23 protein-coding genes are annotated in these 23,052 nt (G+C 39.6%); 11 read left to right on the top strand and 12 right to left on the bottom strand.

The features are described from left to right. Positions 1 to 228: 228 nt before the first annotated feature. The 3 genes from fabV to CWB77_RS00430 all read right to left on the bottom strand — a co-directional run bounded on the left by fabV (position 229) and on the right by CWB77_RS00430 (position 2,512). Complete coding sequence (gene fabV / locus CWB77_RS00440; protein WP_010391087.1) at positions 229 to 1,422, bottom strand: enoyl-ACP reductase FabV; 1,194 nt, start codon at positions 1,420 to 1,422, stop codon at positions 229 to 231. A gap of 109 nt (positions 1,423 to 1,531) precedes the next feature. Then, the gene (locus tag CWB77_RS00435) at positions 1,532 to 1,843 is read right to left on the bottom strand and encodes a BolA family protein (protein ID WP_010391086.1); all 312 of its coding nucleotides are present in this window, start codon (positions 1,841 to 1,843) and stop codon (positions 1,532 to 1,534) included. 69 nt (positions 1,844 to 1,912) lie between these two features. Beyond that, positions 1,913 to 2,512 (bottom strand): alpha-ketoglutarate-dependent dioxygenase AlkB family protein, encoded by a 600-nt coding sequence (locus tag CWB77_RS00430; protein WP_138620817.1) that lies wholly within the window; start codon positions 2,510 to 2,512, stop codon positions 1,913 to 1,915. Between the two features lie 43 nt (positions 2,513 to 2,555). Between CWB77_RS00430 and CWB77_RS00425 the strand changes: the two genes are divergently transcribed. The 4 genes from CWB77_RS00425 to CWB77_RS00410 are packed head-to-tail and all read left to right on the top strand — an operon-like array spanning position 2,556 to position 6,316. Further along, complete coding sequence (locus CWB77_RS00425; RefSeq protein WP_138620815.1) at positions 2,556 to 3,704, top strand: methyltransferase; 1,149 nt, start codon at positions 2,556 to 2,558, stop codon at positions 3,702 to 3,704. Then, positions 3,705 to 4,265, top strand: a complete 561-nt coding sequence (locus CWB77_RS00420; protein ID WP_138620813.1) for a YajG family lipoprotein — start codon at positions 3,705 to 3,707, stop codon at positions 4,263 to 4,265. Between the two features lie 2 nt (positions 4,266 to 4,267). Beyond that, positions 4,268 to 4,888, top strand: coding sequence for a peptidylprolyl isomerase (locus tag CWB77_RS00415; protein WP_008111880.1), 621 nt, complete (start codon positions 4,268 to 4,270; stop codon positions 4,886 to 4,888). Between the two features lie 51 nt (positions 4,889 to 4,939). After that, a complete protein-coding gene (locus CWB77_RS00410) occupies positions 4,940 to 6,316 on the top strand; it encodes an AmpG family muropeptide MFS transporter (RefSeq protein WP_138620811.1) in 1,377 nt (458 codons plus the stop codon). A 72-nt stretch (positions 6,317 to 6,388) separates the two neighbouring features. Here CWB77_RS00410 and CWB77_RS00405 read toward each other — a convergent pair whose 3' ends face one another. Next, entirely contained in the window at positions 6,389 to 6,628 is a 240-nt protein-coding gene (locus CWB77_RS00405) for a helix-turn-helix domain-containing protein (protein WP_008111877.1), read from the bottom strand. Positions 6,629 to 6,994: 366 nt separating this feature from the next. Between CWB77_RS00405 and CWB77_RS00400 the strand changes: the two genes are divergently transcribed. Beyond that, positions 6,995 to 7,183 (top strand): hypothetical protein, encoded by a 189-nt coding sequence (locus CWB77_RS00400; protein WP_010391080.1) that lies wholly within the window; start codon positions 6,995 to 6,997, stop codon positions 7,181 to 7,183. Positions 7,184 to 7,240: 57 nt separating this feature from the next. Here the strand turns inward: CWB77_RS00400 and erpA are convergent, their stop codons facing one another. Continuing rightward, positions 7,241 to 7,579 (bottom strand): iron-sulfur cluster insertion protein ErpA, encoded by a 339-nt coding sequence (gene erpA, locus CWB77_RS00395; RefSeq protein WP_002958911.1) that lies wholly within the window; start codon positions 7,577 to 7,579, stop codon positions 7,241 to 7,243. Positions 7,580 to 7,817: 238 nt separating this feature from the next. Here erpA and CWB77_RS00390 point away from each other — a divergent pair, with 238 nt between their 5' ends. The 4 genes from CWB77_RS00390 to hemL all read left to right on the top strand — a co-directional run bounded on the left by CWB77_RS00390 (position 7,818) and on the right by hemL (position 12,399). Beyond that, entirely contained in the window at positions 7,818 to 9,500 is a 1,683-nt protein-coding gene (locus CWB77_RS00390) for a chloride channel protein (protein WP_010391078.1), read from the top strand. A 16-nt stretch (positions 9,501 to 9,516) separates the two neighbouring features. Beyond that, on the top strand, positions 9,517 to 9,951 hold the full coding sequence (locus CWB77_RS00385; protein WP_010391077.1) for a CopD family protein: 435 nt from the start codon (positions 9,517 to 9,519) through the stop codon (positions 9,949 to 9,951). 112 nt (positions 9,952 to 10,063) lie between these two features. Continuing rightward, on the top strand, positions 10,064 to 11,080 hold the full coding sequence (locus CWB77_RS00380; protein WP_054202016.1) for an aspartate carbamoyltransferase: 1,017 nt from the start codon (positions 10,064 to 10,066) through the stop codon (positions 11,078 to 11,080). A 38-nt stretch (positions 11,081 to 11,118) separates the two neighbouring features. Then, complete coding sequence (hemL, locus tag CWB77_RS00375; RefSeq protein ID WP_138620809.1) at positions 11,119 to 12,399, top strand: glutamate-1-semialdehyde 2,1-aminomutase; 1,281 nt, start codon at positions 11,119 to 11,121, stop codon at positions 12,397 to 12,399. 65 nt (positions 12,400 to 12,464) lie between these two features. On the opposite strand, the gene mrcB is transcribed toward hemL, so the two are convergent. The 4 genes from mrcB to CWB77_RS00355 form a co-directional block, all read right to left on the bottom strand. Beyond that, the gene (gene mrcB / locus CWB77_RS00370; RefSeq protein ID WP_138620807.1) at positions 12,465 to 14,798 is read right to left on the bottom strand and encodes a penicillin-binding protein 1B; all 2,334 of its coding nucleotides are present in this window, start codon (positions 14,796 to 14,798) and stop codon (positions 12,465 to 12,467) included. Positions 14,799 to 14,932: 134 nt separating this feature from the next. Further along, entirely contained in the window at positions 14,933 to 16,162 is a 1,230-nt protein-coding gene (locus tag CWB77_RS00365) for an ammonium transporter AmtB (protein WP_054202014.1), read from the bottom strand. A 9-nt stretch (positions 16,163 to 16,171) separates the two neighbouring features. Then, positions 16,172 to 16,510 carry a P-II family nitrogen regulator gene (locus CWB77_RS00360; protein ID WP_010391070.1) on the bottom strand — a complete coding sequence of 113 codons (339 nt, stop codon included), beginning with the start codon at positions 16,508 to 16,510 and terminating at the stop codon, positions 16,172 to 16,174. A 257-nt stretch (positions 16,511 to 16,767) separates the two neighbouring features. Continuing rightward, positions 16,768 to 17,550, bottom strand: a complete 783-nt coding sequence (locus CWB77_RS00355; protein WP_138620805.1) for a response regulator — start codon at positions 17,548 to 17,550, stop codon at positions 16,768 to 16,770. 305 nt (positions 17,551 to 17,855) lie between these two features. Between CWB77_RS00355 and CWB77_RS00350 the strand changes: the two genes are divergently transcribed. Next, on the top strand, positions 17,856 to 19,373 hold the full coding sequence (locus CWB77_RS00350) for a S10 family peptidase (protein WP_138569939.1): 1,518 nt from the start codon (positions 17,856 to 17,858) through the stop codon (positions 19,371 to 19,373). 46 nt (positions 19,374 to 19,419) lie between these two features. Here CWB77_RS00350 and CWB77_RS00345 read toward each other — a convergent pair whose 3' ends face one another. Together CWB77_RS00345 and CWB77_RS00340 are read right to left on the bottom strand one after the other, a co-directional pair. Beyond that, entirely contained in the window at positions 19,420 to 20,112 is a 693-nt protein-coding gene (locus CWB77_RS00345; protein WP_138620803.1) for an START domain-containing protein, read from the bottom strand. Continuing rightward, positions 20,112 to 21,632 (bottom strand): CYTH and CHAD domain-containing protein, encoded by a 1,521-nt coding sequence (locus CWB77_RS00340; RefSeq protein ID WP_008111845.1) that lies wholly within the window; start codon positions 21,630 to 21,632, stop codon positions 20,112 to 20,114. Before CWB77_RS00340 ends, CWB77_RS00345 begins: the two co-directional genes overlap by 1 nt. Positions 21,633 to 21,845: 213 nt before the next feature. Here CWB77_RS00340 and CWB77_RS00335 point away from each other — a divergent pair, with 213 nt between their 5' ends. Continuing rightward, positions 21,846 to 22,451, top strand: coding sequence for a TIGR04211 family SH3 domain-containing protein (locus CWB77_RS00335; RefSeq protein WP_008111843.1), 606 nt, complete (start codon positions 21,846 to 21,848; stop codon positions 22,449 to 22,451). A gap of 87 nt (positions 22,452 to 22,538) precedes the next feature. On the opposite strand, the gene CWB77_RS00330 is transcribed toward CWB77_RS00335, so the two are convergent. Further along, the gene (locus CWB77_RS00330; protein WP_010391063.1) at positions 22,539 to 23,021 is read right to left on the bottom strand and encodes a winged helix-turn-helix transcriptional regulator; all 483 of its coding nucleotides are present in this window, start codon (positions 23,019 to 23,021) and stop codon (positions 22,539 to 22,541) included. Between the last annotated feature and the right edge of the window lie 31 nt (positions 23,022 to 23,052).

The raw sequence follows: 23,052 nt of genomic DNA, 5'->3' as shown, positions 1-23,052 counted from the left end.
CACATATTGCTTTGATTTTAACATTATTGTGACTGACTATGCGAGTGTATTTATGAAAATTATACGAGAGAAACGTTTATTTAGTTTTGTAATTCATAATTAATAAAATACAAGCTAGACCAAAGTGGTAAATAAACCAACAAATAGCAAAATTTTTTTCAAATCAAGGCTAAAAAACAAAAAAGTCGCACTAGGCGACTTTTTCAAAATTGGATTACTAGCGACAGATTAATCAATCATATTTGCAATTGGCGCAACAGGATTAACATCTTGCTCATAATCAACCGTATCAATGCCAAAACCAAACAGGCGTAAAAACTCATTATGGTAGCCCACGTAATCCGTTAACTCATCAATTGAACTTGTGTCTACACTATCCCAAATAGTTTGAACACGTGCTTGAACGTCATCTTCCAGCTCTTTGTAGTTTTGGAATAAATGTCCGCCCTCATCAAAACGTGGTGAATCACCGTATAGGTTTTCATTAAATAACGCATGAATTTGCTCAATTGTGCCCTCGTAAGTGCCATCAGCCTTCATCACTTTAAATAGTGCCGAAATGTAAAGCGGCATTATTGGGATTGCCGAGCTTGCTTGGGTAACAACCGCATTAAGTGAAGAAACGTAAGCTTCGCCATTTAAATCTTGGGTAGCGGCTTTAATAGCTGCAGTGGCACGGTCTAGATCTTCTTTTGCCTTACCTATGGTTGCATGTCCATATATTGGCCAAGTTAGTTCTTTACCAATGTATGTGTAAGCCGTTGTTTTAAAGTTATCTGCTAGTACATCAGCGTCTTTAAGGGCGTCAATCCACATTTCCCAGTCTTCGCCACCCATTACTTTAATGGTGTTGTCGATATCGTCTTGGTTTGCTGCTTCAACAGTTACTTCATCAATTTCACGCTTTGACGTATTTAAGTTTTTAGTCGTTACCGCATTACCAATTGGCTTAAGTGTTGAAGAAAACACTTCCCCTGTATTTGGATCAGTACGACGAGGTGATGCTAAGCTGTAAATAATACAGTCAACTTTACCTAATTCGGCTTTAATGGTGTCGATTGTTTTTTGTTTGATTTCGTTAGAAAACGCATCACCATTAATATTTTTAGACCATAAGCCTTCAGCTTCAGCGGCTGCTTGAAATGCCGCCGTGTTGTACCAACCCGCAGAGCCTGTTTTACGTTCAGTGCCTTCTTTTTCAAAGAACACACCCAATGTTTTAGCGCCACCACCAAATGCAGCGGTAATGCGAGATGCAAGGCCATAACCTGTAGACGCACCAATAACTAATACATTTTTAGGCGCATTTTTTAATGCTCCTTGCTGCTTAACATAATTAATTTGTTCTTGAACATGCTCTGCACAGCCAACTGGGTGTGCATTGGTGCAGATAAATCCGCGAATTTTAGGCTTAATGACCATTGATCATCCTATATCTTTTACAATAAAAATTAGCGCTAGTTTAAAGGCTAAAACAAAAAAAACTGATCTGATCAGTTACTCACTGCTCAAACCAATCCACTATTACCTGTTATCCAACTTTTGAGCCGCCCATGCAATTAGGTGACTGCGGCGCTTCGCCGTCGTGCTCTGTAAATTCCTCAGGAGTGTAAGTGTGCATAGCAAGCGCATGAATATGATTTGCCAGCTCATCTTTTAAAATTTCATTAATTTCACGATGACGCTGCAATAATCGCTTACCAGCGAATTCTTCACTGACTACAATCACTTTAAAGTGAGATTCAGTCCCCGCACTGTGCATATGGCTTTCGTTAATAACATTTAAATGCTTACACGCAATAGCATTTGCTAGCTTGTCACGTATTTGTTGTTGCATTGACATAAAAACCACCCTCAAAATTCAGTTATATGGTTACTATAACAACTGCGGCTACACCATGGCTAATGCTATTTAACTGAAACTATTATTAATATAGCGAAACGTTAAACTTATCCGCGGGTGTTTAAGTGTTGTTTGTTTTGGTAGCGCATGCTGGTAATTTTGTTGGCTCTGTCCGCTCATTATTAAACAACTACCACTTTGTAATTTGATGTTAGTAATGCTGTTGCTTACTTTGTGTTTAAGTTTAAATAACCGTTCTGCACCAAGCGACACACACGCTATGGTAGGCTCAGGCCCTAGCTCAGCCTCGTCATCGCTATGCCAACCCATACAATCGTGGCCATCCCGATAATAATTAACCAAAATTGAGTTAAATGGTTGCTGTAGGTGATTTTCTAAACGTGTTCGCATGGCAAGTAATACGTCTGGCCAAGGCTCTAAGTCGAGTTTATGCCCAGAATAACCGTACTCAAGATTTTCTTCGCTGATAAAACATTGTAGCCTAGGTATTGGCCCCGTTTTACCAAACACTGTAATGTTTGGCTGTTGCCAATTTAGGTTTTGCTGCAAATAATAAAATAAATCGAGGCTTTTTTGTGCGCTAAGTACCTTACTTTGATAAGAAAAGCCATTTGGTAACAGTTGGGGGTTGGCGTTTGGCGGTTGCATGTTAGAATTTACCTATCATTTGATTACCGATCATTAAACTATTATGACTACGCAAGCTACGCTCGGCGATAACACTTTTACTCTTGAACGCTTTCCTTTGGATCAAAAAAACCGCAGCTTACAAGCGTGGGATTCAGCAGACGAATACCTTATTGACTATGTTAATGAACACTACCCTGATTGTCGCTCGTTACTGATCTTAAACGACAGCTTTGGTGCACTTAGCTGTTACTTTAGCAAGCAACAATTAACAGTTTGTTCAGTAAACGACTCATATATTAGCCATCAGGCGGCTGCTTATAACTTAGCGGAAAACAAAATCGCGACGACGGCGTTTAGCCAGCTTGATAGTTTATCGGCTCTGCCTGAGCAATTAGACCTAGTGTTGGTAAAAGTACCACGCACGTTGGCTTTTTTACAATATCAGCTATCTGAATTAAGCGAGGTGCTCGCGCCAGATACGCCAGTTATTGGTGCTGCAAAAACTAAAGACGTGCATAACTCTACTATTAAAGCATTTGAAAACTTTATTGGTGAGACGAAAACAAGTCTTGCAGTAAAAAAATCACGTTTAATTATTAGCCAAGCTGCTGGCGGTTATAAAGGCGCAGATTTCCCAGTCAGCTGGCCACTTGAAGGCACTGATTTTACAATAAGTAATCATGCCAATGTGTTTTCGCGTGATTCACTTGATATTGGCGCACGTTTCTTTTTCAATTACTTGCCGCAAACAAATAAAGCAAAAAATATTATTGATTTAGGCTGTGGTAATGGCGTGGTTGGCTTAATGACATTAGCGCGCTGTCCTAATGCTCATATTAGCTTTGTTGATGAGTCGTATATGGCGGTTGAATCAGCTCGACTCAACATTGAATTAAACATGGAAGACAAGTTTGAACAATGTACTTTTATAGAGAATGATTGTTTAACTGACTTTGAACGTGAAAGTGCCGATATTGTATTGTGTAATCCGCCATTTCACCAAGCACAAGCGGTTACCGACCACATCGCGTGGCAAATGTTCAAGCAAGCAAAAGACACATTAAAGGAAGGTGGCGAGCTGCGTATTATTGGTAATCGTCATTTAGATTACCACGACAAACTAAACCGTATGTTTGGTAACTGTACTTTATTGGGCTCTAATAAAAAGTTTGTGGTACTCAGCGCAACTAAAAATAGTGGGACGTTATAAATGAAACTCATAAAGATATTATTGAGCTGTTGTACTTTAGTGGTTTTTTCGGGATGTGCGAGCCAGCCTAACCAACTGATCCTCAATCCTGTTTATAAAAGTGGACAAATAAGCTCAATCAATAACAGCTTAAACACCAGCGTGATTGATTTACGTGGTGACAGTGCAACCTTAAAGCTTATTGAATCAAGCAAAACAAAAACCATTGCCAGCACGGGTATTACTGAGTCAGTTAAAAGTGCATTAGACAGTGCGCTTAGTCGCAATGGCGCTAGCATTTCTAATTTAGCGCAATTGCGTTTTGAGTTAGATATTCACGCACTGCAAGCTGTGGTTACAGAAAAGCTAATGAGCCATACCAGTGATGCCAAGATTGAATTTGAAGTACGAGTGATTCGCCCTACCAGTAATTTCAGTAAGCGTTATAGCGGTAATGCTAATTTATCTGGACCACTTGGTCATGATAGGGCAAAAATTGAAGGTCAGCTCAATAAGTTGACTGAGCAGTTAATTACCCGCATTGTATCTGACCCTGAATTAATTGCATTTTTAGAAGGTTAATAATGAAGCAACTTTTTTTAATCTGCGTAAGCTTATTTTTTAGCGTAAATAGTTTAGCGGCTCAAGAAGGCCGCTTTGTGCAAAAAGATAATATTTTCCCTCGAGTAGAAATTGTGACATCGTTGGGCAGTATTGTGGTTGAGCTAGACCGCTCAAGAGCCCCTATTACGGTTAATAACTTTTTGACTTACGTGTCTGATAAAAGCTATCAAGGCAGTGTGTTTCATCGTGTAGAACGCGATGTAGAAAATGATCGTGATTTTGTAATTCAAGGCGGTGGTTATGATAAAGATTACGATGGCCTGCATGAAAACGACCCTATTTTTAATGAAAGCGGTAACGGCTTAACTAACGATATGTATAGCATTGCTATGGCCTATCAAGATCGAGAACCACACTCAGGAACGCGTCAGTTCTTTTTTAACATGGATGACAATGACCATTTAAATCCAGGGCGAGATTGGGGATTTGCAGTGTTTGGCAGTGTTATGGAAGGTTATGAGACGCTCGATAAAATCATGGCTGTAAAAACGGGTTTTAATGACAAAATTGGCTACAACTTTGTCCCTGAAAAACCGGTTGTTATATTAAATATCAAGGTGCTTGAGCAAGTCCCTTTATAACTTTTTATCAGAGCAGCTTTGGCTGCTCTTTCTATGAGCCAATGAGCCCCTATGAATAGCACACTTTCTGTTCGCGAATACTTTTCTTATTTTAAAGATAAACGTTTAATTAATGTTTTTATATTTGGAATGAGCAGTGGTTTTCCGTGGGTGTTAATTGGCTCGGTAATGTCGGCTTGGCTTAAAGATGAAGGTTTGAGTCGCAGCATGATAGGCTTATTTGGCATTGTGTTTGGTGCCTATAGTATCAATTTTTTATGGTCGCCTTTAATAGATCGCACTAAACTGCCCTTTTTGTACAACTGGCTTGGTCAGCGTCGTAGTTGGATCCTGTTTTGCCAAAGCTTTATTTTACTTGGCACGTTACTACTTGCAGGGCTTGATCTAAAAGCAAACCTAGCGATTGCCGCCGCACTTTGCTTGCTGATCGCCATAGCCTCTGCAACGCAAGATATTGCTATAGATGCTTTTCGAATAGACACTCTTAGTGAAAATGAATCTCACAAAGCCACCGCAGCCGCCGCAATGGCTACATCGGGTTGGTGGACAGGTTATGCTTTATTAGGGGCTGTGCCCTTTTACATGGCAGATATGCCAAACATAGACTGGCCACAGGTCTATTATTTTTTATCAGCGATTATGCTGTTATTAATTAGCTGTGTGTTTTGGGCTAAAGAACCAAAATCAAACCGCGAAGCCGTTCATGCCGAGCTAGAACGTGTTTACCTTGAAAAGCTTGCGGCAAGCAAACAAACACCACTAACGAAAATACTCGCATGGCTGGGTGTCACCGTGGTTGACCCATTTAAAACCTTTTTTGCTAAAAATGGGGTTAAAACCGCTTTAGCACTGCTGGCATTTATTTTCTTATTTAAAATTGGTGAAGCATTTTTAGCACGAATGTCGATTGTATTTTATAAAGAAGTGGGCTTTAGTAATACCCAAATAGCAAATTACTCCAAGCTGGGCACGGGTTTAATCACCATTGTATTTGCCTTTTTGGGCAGTATTTTTAACCACAAATATGGCATAGTAAAAGGCTTATTTATTAGTGGCGTAGCCATGGCTGCATCTAACTTAATGTTTTCTTGGATTGCCTTAGCAGGGCCACAAGAACACTTATATGCAATGGCGATTGTAGTTGATGGTTTTACCCAAGCTTGGTCTTTAGTGGCGATGGTTGCTTTTATATCTATGCTGTGTGACAGAGCATTTAGCGCCACCCATTATGCGCTATTAGCATCATTGGGCAATTTAGGACGTACGTTATTATCGAGTTATAGTGGCGTAGTTATCGATGATTGGCTAATGGGGAATTGGTCATTATTTTTTGTTTTAACAGCACTTATGGTTTTACCTTCATTAATATTTTTATATCTAATTAGGCACAAACTATATGCATTAGAGCAAAATTATCATAGTAGGTAACACCTAATGCATCCCTGCATTAGTATTGGCTGTAGACGTTAGATTTAACTTTACGATTACAGCCTAACAGCGTTAGTCAGCTTTAATTAAGCTTAATGCTTCATACGGGTCGACTTCTAATGCATTACAGTAGCGAACAAACTCAATCACATCTAAGCGACGCTCTTGATTTTCAATTTTGCCAATAAAAGAATGTGGCGTACCCAAAATTTGCGCTAGGCTGCGCATTGTGTAGCCTTTTTCATGGCGCTTAGTTTTAAGCCACTTTGTTAACTTTGCATTTTCTTCCGAAGATACGGTTTTACCCATCATATACAACTCCTACTCGTTGTTTAACTGTACATATTACCAAGTGCTCATTGTGATCAACACTATAAACTCACTGCCACTAACTAAGGCGCAGTGTAAACGCTTACAATTCAATCAACAAAAACACTCAAATATGTACTAACTCTTTATTATTGTGAAAAATGAAACCTTGCCCGTTTCATTCTTGGATACATTATATACCATTCACCGTTGATCTGAATGATTAATTGGTAATTCTACGATTAAAGTTTAACAACAAATATTTACTAAGTCTGAATAAGGTTAAATATTTTATAACTTTTTTGTTTCATTTAAATATAAGCTGTTTATTATTAAGGTCTATTGACCCTAGCTTATAGAGATCAAATCATGTTTAGACTACTCTTTTTACTACCTATTATTTTGTGCTTAGGTTGGTACTTTTTTTTACGCCATTATGCTATTCCATTAAAGCAGGGTAAAAAAGGCTTTATCTATATTTTAGCTTTCTCTGCGTTTGTGCTTGGCTTTTTTGTGTTAATGATGCAAATAACAGAGTACAGCCCAACTGAGTTATGATTTTTTAAGCACATAAAAAAACCGCTGATTAAGCGGTTTTTTTGGATAACGATATTTTTATACGCTAAAACTAGCACCACAGCCACACGTTGTTGTGGCATTAGGGTTAGAGACAAAAAAGCGTGCCCCCTCTAATCCTTCGGTGTAGTCAACTTCGCCATCAACTAAATACTGGATACTCATAGGGTCAATGACTAAGGTAACCCCATTTTTAACAATTTCTAAATCGCCAGGATTCGCTTTTTCATCAAAAGTAAAGCCGTATTGAAAACCTGAACACCCACCGCCTGTGACATAAACACGCAGTTTTAGATCTGGGTTTTCTTCTTCGTCGATTAACTGTTTAACACGCACAGCGGCTGCGTCGCTAAACTTAATGGGTAATTCTTCAGACATCTTATAACCCTCAATACCTTAATACTAATGCGCGAGATTATCTAATACCTGAGTATTTTAATCAAGTATAGTTAATCCATGCTTCCACGCCCCAATGATAACATGGCTTGTTTAGCTCACTCTGTGAATAGGTGCAGATTAAATTAAATTTAAATTAATCTGTTGTTAAAAATCTCAAGGACTTCCCTAGACTATTTTGATAAACTTGACGCCTAAAAATGCTACGGGGAAATAAAGCATGTGGCTTGAGCGACTGAGACGTCGATTAGCAAAACCAAAAACATCCGTACAATTATGCTTATTAGGCGTAAGTGCCGGATTAATTGCTGCATTTTTTATTATACTGTTTCGTTTAACCATTTTATTTTTTCAAAGTTTATTTCTAGAAACCCCTGACGATTTTACCACCCTTCCCACTTTAGAACGGGTATTAATGCCTTTAGTTGCAGCGTTATTAATAGCTACATTTGCGGCTTTCACTGGCTTTAAACATTACCGCTTAGGTATTCCTTTTGTAATACACAGAATTAAGCGCCATTACGGGCAAATGCCACTGTATAACACGGTTAATCAGTTTGTTGGTGGTGCACTGGCGCTGATCAGCGGTTTCTCTGTTGGCCGCGAAGGCCCATCAGTTCACATGGGGGCTGCCGGGGCGAGCATATTAGCAAATAAATTACACTTACCTCACAACGCTATGCGTACCCTCAGTGGATGTGGCGTTGCTGCGGGAATTGCTGCGTCGTTCAATACCCCGCTTGCTGCGGTTATTTTTGTAATGGAAGTGGTGCTCAGAGAATACAAAGTGCATATTTTTGTGCCGATAATGCTCGCAGCCGTTACCGGTGCATTAGCCACTCAATTTGTATTTGGTGAAGGCTCAGAACTTGCGCTAATAAGCATTGCCCCCTTAAGTGGGTGGCATTACCCCTATTTAATTTTGTGCGGCATGGGGCTGGGCGCGGTGGCTTATGCTTTTAATCAAAATTTAATGCTGATTATTAAAACCTTTAAACCACTAAGTATGTTTCCTCGTTTAATAATTGCAGGGTGTATTGCCAGCTTAATTGCCTATGCAGTTCCACAAGCTATGGGCTCAGGGATGAGTGCGATAACCATTGCTGTAGAGTCACCTGAAAACATGCAACTACTTACCACTATTTTAATTGCTAAGTTATTAGCCACCTTGTTTGCTATTGGCTTAGGTATTCCTGGTGGGTTAATTGGTCCGGTTATTGGACTTGGCGTTTTAACCGGCACTTTAATGGCATTTTTTGCCCAGTTTATTAGCCCAGGAACTGACATAGCCGGTACTTATGGGGTGCTTGGCATGGCAGGCTTACTAGCTGCCACATTGCACTCTCCCTTAGCGGCACTAACTACCGTGATGGAGCTGACCTCTTCACCGGAAATTATTGTACCGGCGATGATCGTCATTACCACCGCCTACGTTACAGCTTTGCAGGTATTTGGTAACCGCTCTATATTTTTACAGCAATTAGACTTTCAGGGATTACCTTACCACGTATCTCCCGCCACTGAAGCCCTACAAAAAGTAGGGGTGATGGATGATATGGATGAAGACTTTAAACTGCTCTACTCCGATGATAAAGAGCAAATAAAAAACAGTCTAGATGCCATGGACAGCCAAACACCATTAATTGTATTTGATGAAGAAAATGGTTATCGCCTAGCTGAATATGACTTGAGTTTAATGTCTGATCAGGCGGTCAATATAAAGTACATTAGCTTACAAGGTATCAGCAGCCAAGCCACTCTTGCAGATGCCTTTGAAATTTTAAATGATAAACGCAGTGGTGCACTTTATGTGTATAACTTATTAGATAATCAACAAATTATGGGATTACTACGGTGGGATCAAATCCATCATATTCTAACCATACGTAACAGTTTACTTTAACAATAATGAGAACAGTATGAGCGCATTATTAATTTACAAAACCTTGCACGTATTTTTTATGATTGCTTGGTTTGCCGGTATTTTTTACCTACCTCGACTTTTTGTTTATCACGCTATGAGTGAAGAAAAATCGTGTAACTCAATGCTAAAAGTAATGGAACGTCGGCTGCTTTATTTTGTTACCCCCTTTGCTGTGCTTACCGCAGTGTTTGGCGTATTAACTATTGTTGAATACGGCCGCGAATGGTTTCGTTACAGTATGTGGCTGCATTATAAACTAGTGCTGGTAATCATTTTATATATTTATCATGGCTACTGTTTCAAATTATTAGCTGATTTTAAACACGATAGAAATACAAAAAGCGATCGGTTTTACCGAATTTTCAACGAGCTACCTGTTTTAGCGTTACTCGTTATAGTTGCTTTAGCCATTATTAAGCCAAGCTTTTAAATACAGGATTATAAATTACACTGCCAAGTCGCAAACTAAGTTTGTATAATACGCGCGATTGCGTGCTCCTTTATGGATTATCGCGCCTTTTTGAATAACTAGGAATAACCCCATGTTCAGTTTCCAAGGTGAAAATATACTCTCTGTTAATCAACTCGATCGAGACTGTATTGAACGCATATTTGCTGTAGCAAAAAAAATGGAGCCATACGCAAAAAAACAAAAGCGTACCAATGTGCTTGAAGGCGCTATTTTAGCGAATCTATTTTTTGAACCTAGTACGCGTACTCGTGTTAGTTTTGGTACTGCGTTTAACTTACTCGGTGGACTGGTTCGTGAAACCACCGGTATGCAAAGCTCTGCGCTTGCTAAGGGCGAGTCTCTATATGATACCGCACGTGTTATTTCAGCCTATGCTGATGCGGTTGCAATGCGCCATCCAGACTCAGGCTCGGTAGCTGAATTTGCAACAGGTTGCAGCGTACCAGTAATAAATGGTGGCGATGGACCCAATGAGCACCCTACTCAAGCGCTGCTTGATTTATTAACTATTGAGCGAGAGCTTAACCGCTTCGATCAAAATATTGATGGTATGCACATTGCGCTAGTCGGCGATTTAAAATATGGCCGAACCGTTCACTCGCTATCAAAGCTACTATGTCATTACAAAAACATTCGCTTTTCAATGGTTGCCCCTAATGGCTTGCAAATGCCTGACTCAATTTTATCTGTCGTTGAAAATGCAGGACATAAAATTGAACTGGTTGATAAAATGGAAGGTAACTTAGCGGCCGATATTGTTTATCAAACACGTATCCAAGAAGAGCGTTTTCCGTCTCAAGAGGAAGCTAATAAATACCGTGGTGGATTTAGAATTAGCCAGTCTATTTACAATTCCCATTGCAAACCGAACTCGGTGTTAATGCACCCGCTTCCTCGCGATAGCCGTTTAGAGGCAAACGAACTTGATAACGACTTAAATGCTAACGACAATCTAGCAATATTCCGCCAAGTACAAAATGGCGTACTTATTCGTATGGCGCTGTTTGCTTTAACCCTCGGCGTAGAAAACAAAGTCGAGCAGTATGAAGTAGACGTTCCTTGGTTTAGCCGCAAACGCGATAGCTAAGCTTTTAATTTTAAAGTGATAAAACAATAGGATTTTTCATGACAATTAGCCAAGACTTATTTAAACGAGCTCAAGACTCTATTCCTGGTGGCGTAAATTCACCAGTGCGTGCTTTTAATGGTGTAGGTGGTACTCCGCTGTTTATTACTAAAGCACAGGGCGCGTTTACATTTGATGCTGATGGCAACCGTTACATTGATTATGTGGGCTCTTGGGGCCCAATGATTATGGGCCACAATCACCCTGAAATAAAACAAGCAGTGCATGATGCGGTAGAAAATGGTTTAAGCTACGGTGCACCTACCGAAGCTGAAATTTTAATGGCTGAAAAAGTTAAAGAGCTAGTCCCATCTATCGAAAAAGTACGTATGGTAAGCTCAGGTACTGAAGCAACAATGAGTGCAATTCGCTTAGCTCGTGGTTTTACTGGTCGTGACAAAATTTTAAAGTTTGAGGGTTGTTACCACGGCCATGCAGATTCACTGCTAGTAAAAGCCGGCTCTGGTGCATTAACTATGGGTGTACCTAACTCTCCAGGCATTCCTGAAGATTTAGCTAAGCACACCCTTACGGTTTCGTTTAACAATATTGAAGAAGTGAAAGCAATTTTTGCTAAATACGCCGATGAAATCGCGTGTATTATTGTTGAGCCAGTTGCAGGTAACATGAACTGTATCCCACCAGTACCTGGCTTTTTAGAAGGACTGCGTGAAGTCTGTGATCAGTACCAATCTGTGCTTATTTTTGACGAAGTAATGACAGGTTTTCGTGTAGCCCTTGGTGGCGCTCAAGCGTATTACAACATCAAGCCAGACCTAACCTGTTTAGGTAAAGTAATTGGTGGTGGCATGCCAGTTGGCGCATTTGGTGGTAAAACAGAGATTATGGATTACATAGCCCCTGTAGGCCCTGTTTATCAAGCAGGTACACTGTCAGGAAATCCAATTGCGATGGCTGCAGGTTTAAAATCACTTGAGTTACTTAGTGCACCTGGCGTTCACGAAAAACTAGAAGCCATTAGTAAAGCGATTTGTGAAGGCTTTGAAGCCGCAGCTAAAAAAGTAGGTATTGCCTTAACTACTAACTACGCTGGCGGCATGTATGGCTTTTTCTTTAATGATGCAGAAAAAGTAACTACTTACCAACAAGCTACTGAATGTGATTTAGAGCGCTTTAAAAAGTTCTTCCACTTAATGCTTGAAGAAGGTGTTTATTTAGCGCCTTCAGCGTTTGAAGCTGGTTTTGTTTGTGCTGCGCATACAGAGCAAGAAGTTCAGGCAACGATTGAAGCGGCAGAGCGCGCTTTTGCTAAACTATAACGTTTAGCTCATAAGATCGCTTACCCATAAAAAAAGCCCTTTCGGGCTTTTTTTGTTTTTATTACTTAGCGAATACATTGGGGCCTTGGTTTAAACTCACTGGCCCTAAGCGGTAATTGAATCACTTTGCCACACCCTGGTGGTGCTTGCTTCCCGGTTTGCTCGTTTACAAATGCCCACCGAATTGAAGGTGGACGGGTATCGGCAATTGCTTGCGGGTTTAAGGGTTTTAAATAACGAATATAGGTTTCAAGCGCGCCGACACTGCCGGTTAAGCCAGTACTTTTATTATCATCACGACCTAACCATGCAACCGTCACTGTATTTTGATCAAATCCAGCAAACCAGCTGTCGCGTAATTCGTTACTAGTACCTGTTTTACCTGCGAGCTGAATCAACGGAAAATGTAAATTTAAGCGTTTAGCGGTGCCATCTTTAGTTACTCGCTTCATAGCGTATTTGGTCATGTACATGGCATCTTTATCAAAGCGTTGTTCGTTACTCACTTTATGCTTATAAAGTACTTTACCAACAGAGTCGGTTAATGCCGAGATAGACGTCAGCTCCCTGTATTCGCCATCAGCAGCAATAGTGGTATAAAGCTGGGCCACTTCAAAACTCGACATTTCAATAGCCCCTAATAGCAGCGACGGGTATTCATTAATATGGCCTTTAGCACCTAGTCCTCTGAGTGTATTAGCAACTTTATCAACCCCAACATCAAGCCCTAAGTTAACTGCCGGAATATTAATGCTGTGGCTGAATGCTTTATAAAGAGGCACGGCGCCTCGGTATTGATGATCAAAGTTTTCTGGCTGCCATACTTTTCCCTCTTCGTTGGTGACTTGCACGGGTGAATCATCAAGCAATGTCGCTAAATTATAATGAGGAAGCTGCAGTGCACTTAAATACACTGCCGGTTTAACTAATGAGCCAATATTGCGCTTGGTATCAAGCACCCGGTTAAACCCTGAGTAACGCACATCGCGCCCAGACACTAACGCTGATACACCAGCTTTTTCAACATTAACGGAGATCATCGCCGCTTCTAATTCTTTGGTATTTGGACGTCTTTCCAAATAAGGTAAACTGGCCTGAATCGACTCTTCCATTGCTGTTTGCTTTTGCAAATCGAAGTAGGTAAATACGCGCACCCCTGCATCTAATACTTCTTGATCAGGTAGCAGTTGTTTCAACTCGCGATTAACCAACTCTAAGTAACCTGGGTAAGACTTTTGTAAGCTGGCTTTCATTGGCGCAATATCAATGGCGCGCTTTAACGAGGCTCGATACTCTTTAGTGGAAATAAGTTTATTATCGACCATTAAACGCAGCACTAAGTCACGACGTTCCATAGCGCGTTCTTTATAACGTCTAGGGTTATAATAAGAAGGGCCTTTAACCATGGCCACCAGCAGGGCAATTTGATCGTACTCAAGTTCATCAACGGGTTTTGCAAAGTAAAACTCAGCCGCTAATCCCATACCATGCACACCTTGGTTATAAGACTGACCTAGGTAGACTTCGTTTAAATAGGCTTCGAGAATCTGATCTTTTGAATAACGATAATCAAGAATAAGCGCAATAAAAGCTTCATTGATTTTACGTACTAATGAACGTTCACGGGTAAGGTAAATATTTTTAGCTAGCTGTTGTGTCAGTGTGCTGCCCCCTTGCACGGTTCTTCCTGCGCGAATATTGGTATATAAAGCCCGTAAAATAGAAAATACCGATACCCCGTGGTGATCATAAAAATCGCGGTCTTCGACCACTAACAAAGCATTCTTAAGCATGTCTGGAAATTTATCTAATGGCACAAATTCGCGGTCTTGTTTTGAGTCATTACCTATACGGGCTATTTGTACAGGCTCTAATCTGGCAGTGTTTAAGCGACGACCGAATTTATCTTTAATACTTGCAACCTTTTCCCCAGAGAAACGTAGTTCAATTACGTGAGCATTTTCTAAACCATCATAAAACTCAAAATCACGACGAAAAATCTTAATACGATTAGCTGTTTTAATATATTGCCCTGTGCGGCTTAAGCGATTAACTGCCGTGTAATTTAAACGTTTAAGCTCCCATAAAACTTCTTGCTCAGATAAAAACTGCCCAGGAAAAAAAGTCATTGAACGCGCATACACTTGGGCTGGAAGTTGCCATTTATTGCCTTCAAATTGGCGGGTGATTTTTGCATCAAGATAAATAAAGTAAAGTGCTACAGCGATGAAAGTCGCCAGACTCAGTTTCCAAAAAATAGAAAACAAAGTTTTTAAAAATGGCCGTTTAGCCGAACTTGCGGTTTTTTTTGCAGCACTTTTTCGCGCTGATGTTTTAGATGACTTAGTAGTGCGCTTAGTCGAGGGTTTACTGGTCGGTGTTTTCTTTTTTTCAGCCATTTAAGTGTAATACATTCCAAAGGTTGATTTAACGCGAGGAGCTTATCACATTACTCTAACACCTGAAAAATTAACCCTTCCTGAAATCAAAAAAGCCCTAACTGAGTAGGGCTTTGATTGAACACACAATACTTTTAATTACTTCTTACTGAAACAAATTCTGGGTAAGCATCAATACCACAATCATGTTGATCCATACCGTTTAGCTCTTCCTCTTCGGTAACACGAATACCCATGGTTTGTTTTAAGACTGCCCAAACAATGAATGAAGCGATAAACACAAAGCCAATGATACATAGTAAACCAATTAACTGTGCCACAAGGTTAGCCTCGGCATTAGTAACCGGCACTAATACCACACCTAATATGCCACAAACACCATGCACAGAGATGGCACCTACAGGGTCGTCAATTTTCACTTTATCAAGTGCCACAATGCTTAGTACAACCAAAGATCCACCTAGTAGGCCATATAAACACGCCATTAATGGTGATGGTGATAATGGATCTGCAGTAATAACCACTAAGCCTGCAAGTGCGCCATTAAGTACCATGGTTAAATCTGCCTTACCCCATAATAACTTACATAAGAACAAGGCTGATATTGCACCCATAGCAGCAGCAGCATTGGTGTTAAGTAGTATTTGACCTACTGCAGTTGCATTTTCTTTATCTGAAATTAATAACTGTGATCCACCGTTAAAGCCAAACCAACCCATCCATAAAATAAATGTACCCAATGTAGCAAGTGGCAAGTTTGAACCTGGAATTGGGTAAATTTCACCATTTTTACCATATTTACCTTTACGTGCACCCAATAGAATTACACCCGCAAGCGCTGCAGCTGCACCGGTTGCATGGACAATGGCAGAACCTGCAAAATCAACAAAGCCTAATTCAGATAGGAAGCCGCCACCCCATGTCCAGTAACCTTCAATTGGGTAAATTAATCCTGTTAGTACTACTGTAAACACTAAGAAAGCCCATAACTTCATACGCTCCGCTACGGCGCCAGATACAATAGACATAGCCGTTGCAACAAATACTACCTGGAAGAAAAAATCAGACTCTAGTGAATGATCGGCGTCTGCCGCTTGACTACCTATTAGGCCACCAAATGAAGGAATTATTCCGCCTTCAACGTTGTCTACATACATAATGTTGTAACCGACCAACAAAAACATAGTACAAGCGATAGAATAAAGTGCGATATTTTTAGTTAGAATTTCTGTGGTATTTTTTGAGCGCACTAAACCTGCTTCTAACATTGCAAAACCAGCTGCCATCCACATAACTAAGATGCCAGAGATTAAAAAGTAAAACGTATCGAGCGAAAACTTCAGCTCTATAATTGTATTTTCCATGTTGCCCCCTTAAATAGCATCATCATCAAGTTCGCCAGTACGAATACGGACAATTTGATCTAAGTCGTAAACAAAAATTTTGCCGTCACCAATTTTGCCCGTTCCAGCAACTTTGGTAATGGTTTCTACAACGCGTTGGCAATTTTCACTACGAGTGGCAATTTCAAGTTTAATTTTAGGTATAAAGTCAACTTGGTACTCTGCACCACGGTATAACTCTGTATGACCTCTTTGACGTCCAAATCCCTTAACGTCAACCACGGTCATTCCTTCGATGCCTAAATCAGCGAGTGCTTCACGCACATCATCTAGTTTGAATGGCTTTATTATTGCACTGATCATTTTCACAAAGGCCCCCTTAGGACACTAGCTTGTTATTGTATTTGCTCTATGCAATCCAACCTTTGTGCCACCTTTAAATTACAAATAAAAACAGAGGGTTATTAAATTAAATAATATAAAAAACAAAAAAGCGCACCATTTAGGTGCGCTTTTTTTAAGCAAAATACAGAATTGGTGCGAGTCGATAAATACGCAAATAATCGTCTTTAACTAACCGTTACACTCTCGCCAAATACACATTGATAATGTATTTAAGATTAAAGTTACTCTGTCGCATCGAAAGACAAAGCCGGTTTTTTAGCATCACTTAGCCATATTGACTCCATAGTTTGCACCACTCGAAAGTGAAACTCTTCATGGGTGAAGGGTTTAGTTAAAAAGTCATTCGCACCTGATTTAATAAATCGTGCAGCAATGCCATAACTATATACATCAGCTAAACCAATAATGGCCAATTGCTCACGGCTTTTAATATTACGAATAGCTCTAATTAATTCAAAACCATTCATACCTGATAAGTTATGGTCAGTGATCACTAAGTTGATAGCCTGATCATGCTCAAGTATATGAAGAGCTTGCGTACTATTATCAACAGTAATGACGTCAAACAATTGTTTTTCGAGCATTTGCTTAACCAAGCTACTGCTCAATAAGGAATTATCTACAACCAGCGCTTTGCGCCCCTGGTTACGCAATAACTGTGCTACAAATTTTATGGCGTAAAGATAAGAGTCGCGATTATCTTTAATGACGTAATCGATAATACCTAATTCCAGCATTTTTAAACGTGTGTGTTCATCTGTTTGCGTTGTCATCACCAACGTAGGGATACCTTGCGACAGTGTAAAGCGAGTTATATCAGTATCGATTTGACCACCAACAGATAAATCAACTAACGCGAGCGAATAACTAGTTTGATTTAGTAACTTTTTACATTGAGTAAGTGACTGAGCGAAATCAACCCGCACATCAAGATAATGAGCAGCAATATGTTTGAGTACCTGTTGTACCCTTATATTATCTTCAACAATTAAAACCCGTTGCATAAACTCCCTTTCATTTACGTTCACCCTTTATGGTAATAAACCTAAAAATAAATCACTCTCAAGCATCCATTTAAAAACAATTAAAGCGACCAACAACCTAAAAAACTTAATTAATAATTAAATTTTTTAATCGCCTTAAACTTACACTATGGCATACACATCAAGTATATTTCGCCTGTTTGCTATGTTGAGATTAATCTTAATTACATAAACTCAACGATTATTATCGGCAGCTAGTCTCAATACTTTTGTTTTTTACTCAAATATCGCTATAACTGCAGTACATAAAATAAAAAGGGTTAGTTATGAAATTTAGTCGAAGTCTATTTTTACCCATTGCCGCAATTGCACTTACATTTACGAGTGCAACGTTTGCCGATAATCAACGCCGTATTGATATCGACAGTAAAGTAGTTACTCAGCACAAAGCAAAAATAAATAACGAACGATTTTCTTATACGGTAGCAACAGGCACACAGCCAGTATGGGATAACAAGGGTGATGCCATTGCAACCCTTCAATACACTTACTACACCCGCGATAAAGTAGATGATAGAACAAAGCGTCCATTACTTATTTCATTTAATGGTGGCCCTGGTTCAGCATCAGTTTGGATGCATTTAGCTTACACCGGCCCTCGTGTTTTAAAAATTGACGACGAAGGCTACCCAATTCAACCTTATGGTGTAAAAGATAACCCTTATTCGGTTTTAGATGTAGCGGATATCGTTTATGTAAATCCTGTAAATACAGGTTATTCACGTGTTGTAGAAGATAAAGACGGTAACCTTTTACCCAAAGATAAACAAAAAGAGCTATTTTTTGGCGTTAATGCCGATATAAAGTACCTCGCAGAATGGCTTAATACTTTTGTATCTCGCAATGAACGTTGGCGCTCTCCAAAGTTTTTAATTGGTGAAAGCTATGGTACTACTCGTGTATCGGGTTTAGCGCATGAGCTGCAAAATAGTCAGTGGATGTACATTAACGGTGTTGTACTCGTATCTCCTACCGATATCGGTATTAAACGCGACGGACCAGTAAAAGCAGCTAATCGCCTACCTTACTTTGCAGCTACTGCATGGTACCACAAAGCATTAAACGCTGATTTACAAGCAAAAGATTTAGACGAGCTATTACCGGAAGTTGAACAGTTTACCGTTAATGAGCTTATTCCTGCGCTTGCAAAAGGCGGCTTTATTGCGCCTGACGAAAAACGTCGTATTATTAAAAAAATGGCTGAATATGCGGGTTTATCTGAAACATTTGTTAGTCAAAACAATTTAGATATTCCAACACAGTTTTTTTGGAAAGAGTTATTGCGTGAACGCGGACAAATGGTTGGTCGACTGGATTCGCGCTATTTAGGCATAGATAAACGCGATGCCGGTGAGTCACCAGATTACTGGGCAGAGCTTACATCATGGCTGCACTCTTTCACTCCTGCAATTAACTATTATCTTCGTGAAGAGCTTAATTACAAAACCGATATCAAATATAACTTATTTGGTAACGTTCACCCATGGGATAGAAGCGGAAATAATACCGGTGAAAATTTACGCTTAGCCATGGCTCAAAACCCTTATTTAAATGTAATGGTTCAGGCGGGCTACTTTGACGGTGCAACCAATTACTTTGATGCCAAATATACTATGTGGCAATTAGATCCAAGTGGTAAAATGCAAGATAGGTTAAGCTTTAAAGGCTACCGCAGTGGCCATATGATGTATCTACGCCACGCAGATTTAGAAAGCTCTAATAACGATTTACGCGAGTTTATAAATCAGTCTTTACCCAAAGACGGTGAATCCGCTAAATACTAATTAGCTTTTACCCACTAAAAAGTGACCTCTTAGGTCACTTTTTTGCTTATAACTGCGGCAATTCGCCATGTGTGCAATCCCCAGTACGAATGACGGTTGACTTCGCTGTGTACTGCTTAGTAGCAAGTGTTTCAGCTAAATTGATTAGCGTCTTAAGGGTGCTTTTTAAAGCGACCCGATTATTTAACCATGTAGGTATCTTGCCGCCTGGTAACGCATACACTTGATAACTAATGTGTAAATTTTCCGCCTGCTGAGTTAGCAACCACGTTGCATTTAAGGTGCTTATTCTTATTACCCCTTTAGTTTTAGGTAAAAAATCTGGGCGCGCGTGAATACTAAGCTGCGTTTGCAACGAACTTACCCTTGTATAGCACGAATAAGTAATCACATCTCTATTGCTAACAGGCCACGGGCTATCAATATAACTGTAAACTAAGTTTTCTGAAGGGCTTAAACTTTTGAGTAACGTGACCTTAGTAATGTTTTCTATCCAGCTAGGGGCTGTATCGGTATCACTAAGTAAAGCAACTAAATCCTCTGCGGTGACATTGTTAACCACCGTTTCAGCTTTCATTTTTAAGGTATCGTCAGTTAAACGCTGAAAATAAACACTTACCCCTTGTTTACTTTCGTAAAGTTGCCAAGATGGCTGTGAACACACATTGGTAGCAAAACACAAAAGTGAAAAAATCATGCACTTTTGCAGCAAAGTCCGGCTACAAAAGTGCTTAGCCATTAAAGCCAATAAGGTTCTGTATCAAATGAGGCGTGTCGACTTTGCTCCATGGCACTGACTAAAAAGTCAGATTTTTGCTCTAACCATAGTTGTATTTTTGCCAATTGAGCATCCTCTTGCCCGCCACATAGCTGTTTTAAATAATCAAGCGTGCTTAACTCATACATCCCATGAGAAATATCCAACCAAGGAAGCCTAAACTCTAATCGCTCATCTTTATTAAACAGTGCCCCTAAACAGTTACCACTGAGTAAACTATTTTCTAATTGAGTGCGGAAGTTTAAGTAATCATTGCCTGCTAAGCTTTGCTCTTTAGGCAGTAAGCGATGTAAGTTTTTCCAATCTTTATCAAATAGGCGGTGAGCAATATCTACGATAGGTTGCTCTGCATTTTGAAGCTCTGCTTGGCTCCAATCTTTACGCCACTGCTTGTTTATTAACCATGTGGTTAAGCTCAGCAATAAACGGTTGTAGCGTGCACTATGAAAAAGCGAAAAAATATCGTCAATGCTCGGCTGTAACTCTTTTAAATCGTTAATAACTTGCGTTAACGCTGGGGCGCTATTTATTTTTTTATAAAAAGCATGGCGCTTAGAGGTATAAGTTTTTAACTGAATTGCATTTTCAACCCATGCTAACTCACTTAATAGCCACTTGAGTTCTGTTCTGAGTTGCTCGGTACTTTCTTTACTAACAATATCGTCAAACAACCAAAAGTTGTGTCTAATTAAACTAATGCCGTCGGTTACACGTTTTAATGTTTTTAAACTTGGCTTATCGAAATAGCATTGCTCGTGTTTTTGCACAAAGCGAATACCAAACCCCATAGCTTCAATAAGGGCTTGCTCTTGAGTGGCTTGCTTATTAAGTTTCACAAAGCCGATTGATTTACTTGGTTGAAGCGGCGTGTCATCCGCAAGGCGGTAGCCTCTTGCTGCTTTTGAATAGAGCCCTAAACGAATGCTGTTTTGGCTCACTAATATATCTGCAAAAGCAAATAGCTCCTCACGACTACCTTCAACCAGCTCGATTTCAAGCTCGCTGATGATTTCTACCTTACCTGACGCAGCAATTTCACCTTTATCTAATACCACTTCAATTTTGGCACCATTTGGGGTTTCTATTAACCACGTACGGCGAATAAAATTAGTACTAAAAATAGGGAATAGATTTTGTGATATGGCATCAATTTGCATACCGTGAGGCCAAATTGATGAATCAAACGCCATTAGATTTGGCCGGTTTGTTTCTATTGGAAGATTGTACTCTGGGCGCTGATGTAAGCCCCCTACCACTTCTCCAGCTAGCTTAATTGTTTGCTCACAGCGCTCGTCTGTACAACGCGTTCTAAAGCCAATATCGAGTGCTCTTAACTCTCTGCTTGGTGTATCATAATAAGCATTTTGCAAACTTTTAGAAGGTTTGTTTGTGACTGTTTTTGCAAATTGAGTAATTAGTGAGGGGATCAGTGGAATGACGTCATCTGATACCAAAAATTTCAGTTCTATCTCAGTATCCATTAGGCTTGCGGATTACCCTTAAAATTAATAAGTGCTCAAAATAAACAAAGCAGCCCTATATTGCAAATTTTTTAGTCATAAACACACAAGCAAAATGCTCTGGTTACAATATCTGTCTTGCTATTAAACTATTAAATCCATACTATCTATATACTTATGCGAAATAAAAAATCACGTTCACAACGGACACTGCTAGATTAACAAGGTAGATAAATGCTAAAACACTGTTTACTATGGCTGCTTTTAACAGCCGCCCCGTTTATGAGCCAAGCAGAGGAAGCTCAATCAACGTCGCCGACTAATGCTAAAACAGCTTATATAATCGATAATTTGTATACTTTCATGCGCTCAGGTGCCAGTAAAGACTATCGTTTACTTGGTTCAATAGATGCAGGTACGCAACTCACTTTATTATCTGATGAACAAAATGGTTTTATAAAAGTTAAAGATGATAAAGATCGTGAAGGCTGGGTAGAAGCTAAATTCATTAGTGAATCAGCTGGTTTAAAACAACAATACCAAGCCCTCAATAATGAAATAAGCACTATGCAAAATAGACTTCGTCAAGCGCAAGTTGAGTTACCTGAGCTGCAAGAGCAAAACGCACAGTTAACCGAACAAAACGCGCAACTATTAGCACAAATTAGTCAGTTACAAGGTGAGCTTTCTCAAGAACAACAGCTAAAACAAGCAACCAGTGCTAAAGAAAAACGCCAGTTACTTACTTACGGTGGAGCCATTGCATTTTTAGGTTTGTTCTTAGGAATTATCTTAACTATCGTGTTATCACGCAGAAAACGCTATGAAGGTTGGGCATAAGCTTAACTTAATACAGCAGGCATAAAAAAAGCATCATATGATGCTTTTTTTATGCCTGCTGTGTTTTTTCTTAAAAGAATATCTACGTTATATATCTAAACGAAGCCCAGGGTCTTGTTTGATTTTTTCTATTACCATGTAAGTGTGGTGTGTGCCCACTCCCGGAATATCAACCAAATCACCTAATACTTCTCTGTATTCATCCATGTTGGAAACGCGAATTTTTAATAAATAGTCATAACCACCCGCTACCATATCACACTCAACAACCTGCTTAATTTTAAGAATGTGTTCACGAAATACTTTAAATACGGCTGTATTTGAAGTAACTAATGATACCTGCACATGGGCCACTAGGCTTTGATTAAGTTTTTCCTCACTTAATTTAGCGAAATACCCCTCAATATAGCCCTCTTGCTCTAAACGTTTAACCCTATCTAAACAGGGACTGGGGCTTAAATTCACCTGCTTTGCGAGGTTAACATTTGAAATTCTACCATTGCGCTGCAAAACGTCTAAAATTGATATATCGATACGATCAAGCAGGCGTAATCTATTCGGATTAGTCATATCAGTATTTTATATGGATAAGTTAATAATA

The organism is Pseudoalteromonas sp. S1610 (genome assembly GCF_005887465.1).
Lineage (GTDB): Bacteria > Pseudomonadota > Gammaproteobacteria > Enterobacterales > Alteromonadaceae > Pseudoalteromonas > Pseudoalteromonas undina.
Note: the sequence above shows the minus strand (reverse complement) of the source record. Positions and strands in the feature narration are given on the sequence as shown.

Coding starts and splice junctions, on each gene's coding strand:
- fabV (WP_010391087.1), bottom strand. CDS start 1,422: ATGGTCATTAAGCCTAAAATTCGCGGATTTATCTGCACCAATGCACAC.
- CWB77_RS00435 (WP_010391086.1), bottom strand. CDS start 1,843: ATGTCAATGCAACAACAAATACGTGACAAGCTAGCAAATGCTATTGCG.
- CWB77_RS00430 (WP_138620817.1), bottom strand. CDS start 2,512: ATGCAACCGCCAAACGCCAACCCCCAACTGTTACCAAATGGCTTTTCT.
- CWB77_RS00425 (WP_138620815.1), top strand. CDS start 2,556: ATGACTACGCAAGCTACGCTCGGCGATAACACTTTTACTCTTGAACGC.
- CWB77_RS00420 (WP_138620813.1), top strand. CDS start 3,705: ATGAAACTCATAAAGATATTATTGAGCTGTTGTACTTTAGTGGTTTTT.
- CWB77_RS00415 (WP_008111880.1), top strand. CDS start 4,268: ATGAAGCAACTTTTTTTAATCTGCGTAAGCTTATTTTTTAGCGTAAAT.
- CWB77_RS00410 (WP_138620811.1), top strand. CDS start 4,940: ATGAATAGCACACTTTCTGTTCGCGAATACTTTTCTTATTTTAAAGAT.
- CWB77_RS00405 (WP_008111877.1), bottom strand. CDS start 6,628: ATGATGGGTAAAACCGTATCTTCGGAAGAAAATGCAAAGTTAACAAAG.
- CWB77_RS00400 (WP_010391080.1), top strand. CDS start 6,995: ATGTTTAGACTACTCTTTTTACTACCTATTATTTTGTGCTTAGGTTGG.
- erpA (WP_002958911.1), bottom strand. CDS start 7,579: ATGTCTGAAGAATTACCCATTAAGTTTAGCGACGCAGCCGCTGTGCGT.
- CWB77_RS00390 (WP_010391078.1), top strand. CDS start 7,818: ATGTGGCTTGAGCGACTGAGACGTCGATTAGCAAAACCAAAAACATCC.
- CWB77_RS00385 (WP_010391077.1), top strand. CDS start 9,517: ATGAGCGCATTATTAATTTACAAAACCTTGCACGTATTTTTTATGATT.
- CWB77_RS00380 (WP_054202016.1), top strand. CDS start 10,064: ATGTTCAGTTTCCAAGGTGAAAATATACTCTCTGTTAATCAACTCGAT.
- hemL (WP_138620809.1), top strand. CDS start 11,119: ATGACAATTAGCCAAGACTTATTTAAACGAGCTCAAGACTCTATTCCT.
- mrcB (WP_138620807.1), bottom strand. CDS start 14,798: ATGGCTGAAAAAAAGAAAACACCGACCAGTAAACCCTCGACTAAGCGC.
- CWB77_RS00365 (WP_054202014.1), bottom strand. CDS start 16,162: ATGGAAAATACAATTATAGAGCTGAAGTTTTCGCTCGATACGTTTTAC.
- CWB77_RS00355 (WP_138620805.1), bottom strand. CDS start 17,550: ATGCAACGGGTTTTAATTGTTGAAGATAATATAAGGGTACAACAGGTA.
- CWB77_RS00350 (WP_138569939.1), top strand. CDS start 17,856: ATGAAATTTAGTCGAAGTCTATTTTTACCCATTGCCGCAATTGCACTT.
- CWB77_RS00345 (WP_138620803.1), bottom strand. CDS start 20,112: ATGGCTAAGCACTTTTGTAGCCGGACTTTGCTGCAAAAGTGCATGATT.
- CWB77_RS00340 (WP_008111845.1), bottom strand. CDS start 21,632: ATGGATACTGAGATAGAACTGAAATTTTTGGTATCAGATGACGTCATT.
- CWB77_RS00335 (WP_008111843.1), top strand. CDS start 21,846: ATGCTAAAACACTGTTTACTATGGCTGCTTTTAACAGCCGCCCCGTTT.
- CWB77_RS00330 (WP_010391063.1), bottom strand. CDS start 23,021: ATGACTAATCCGAATAGATTACGCCTGCTTGATCGTATCGATATATCA.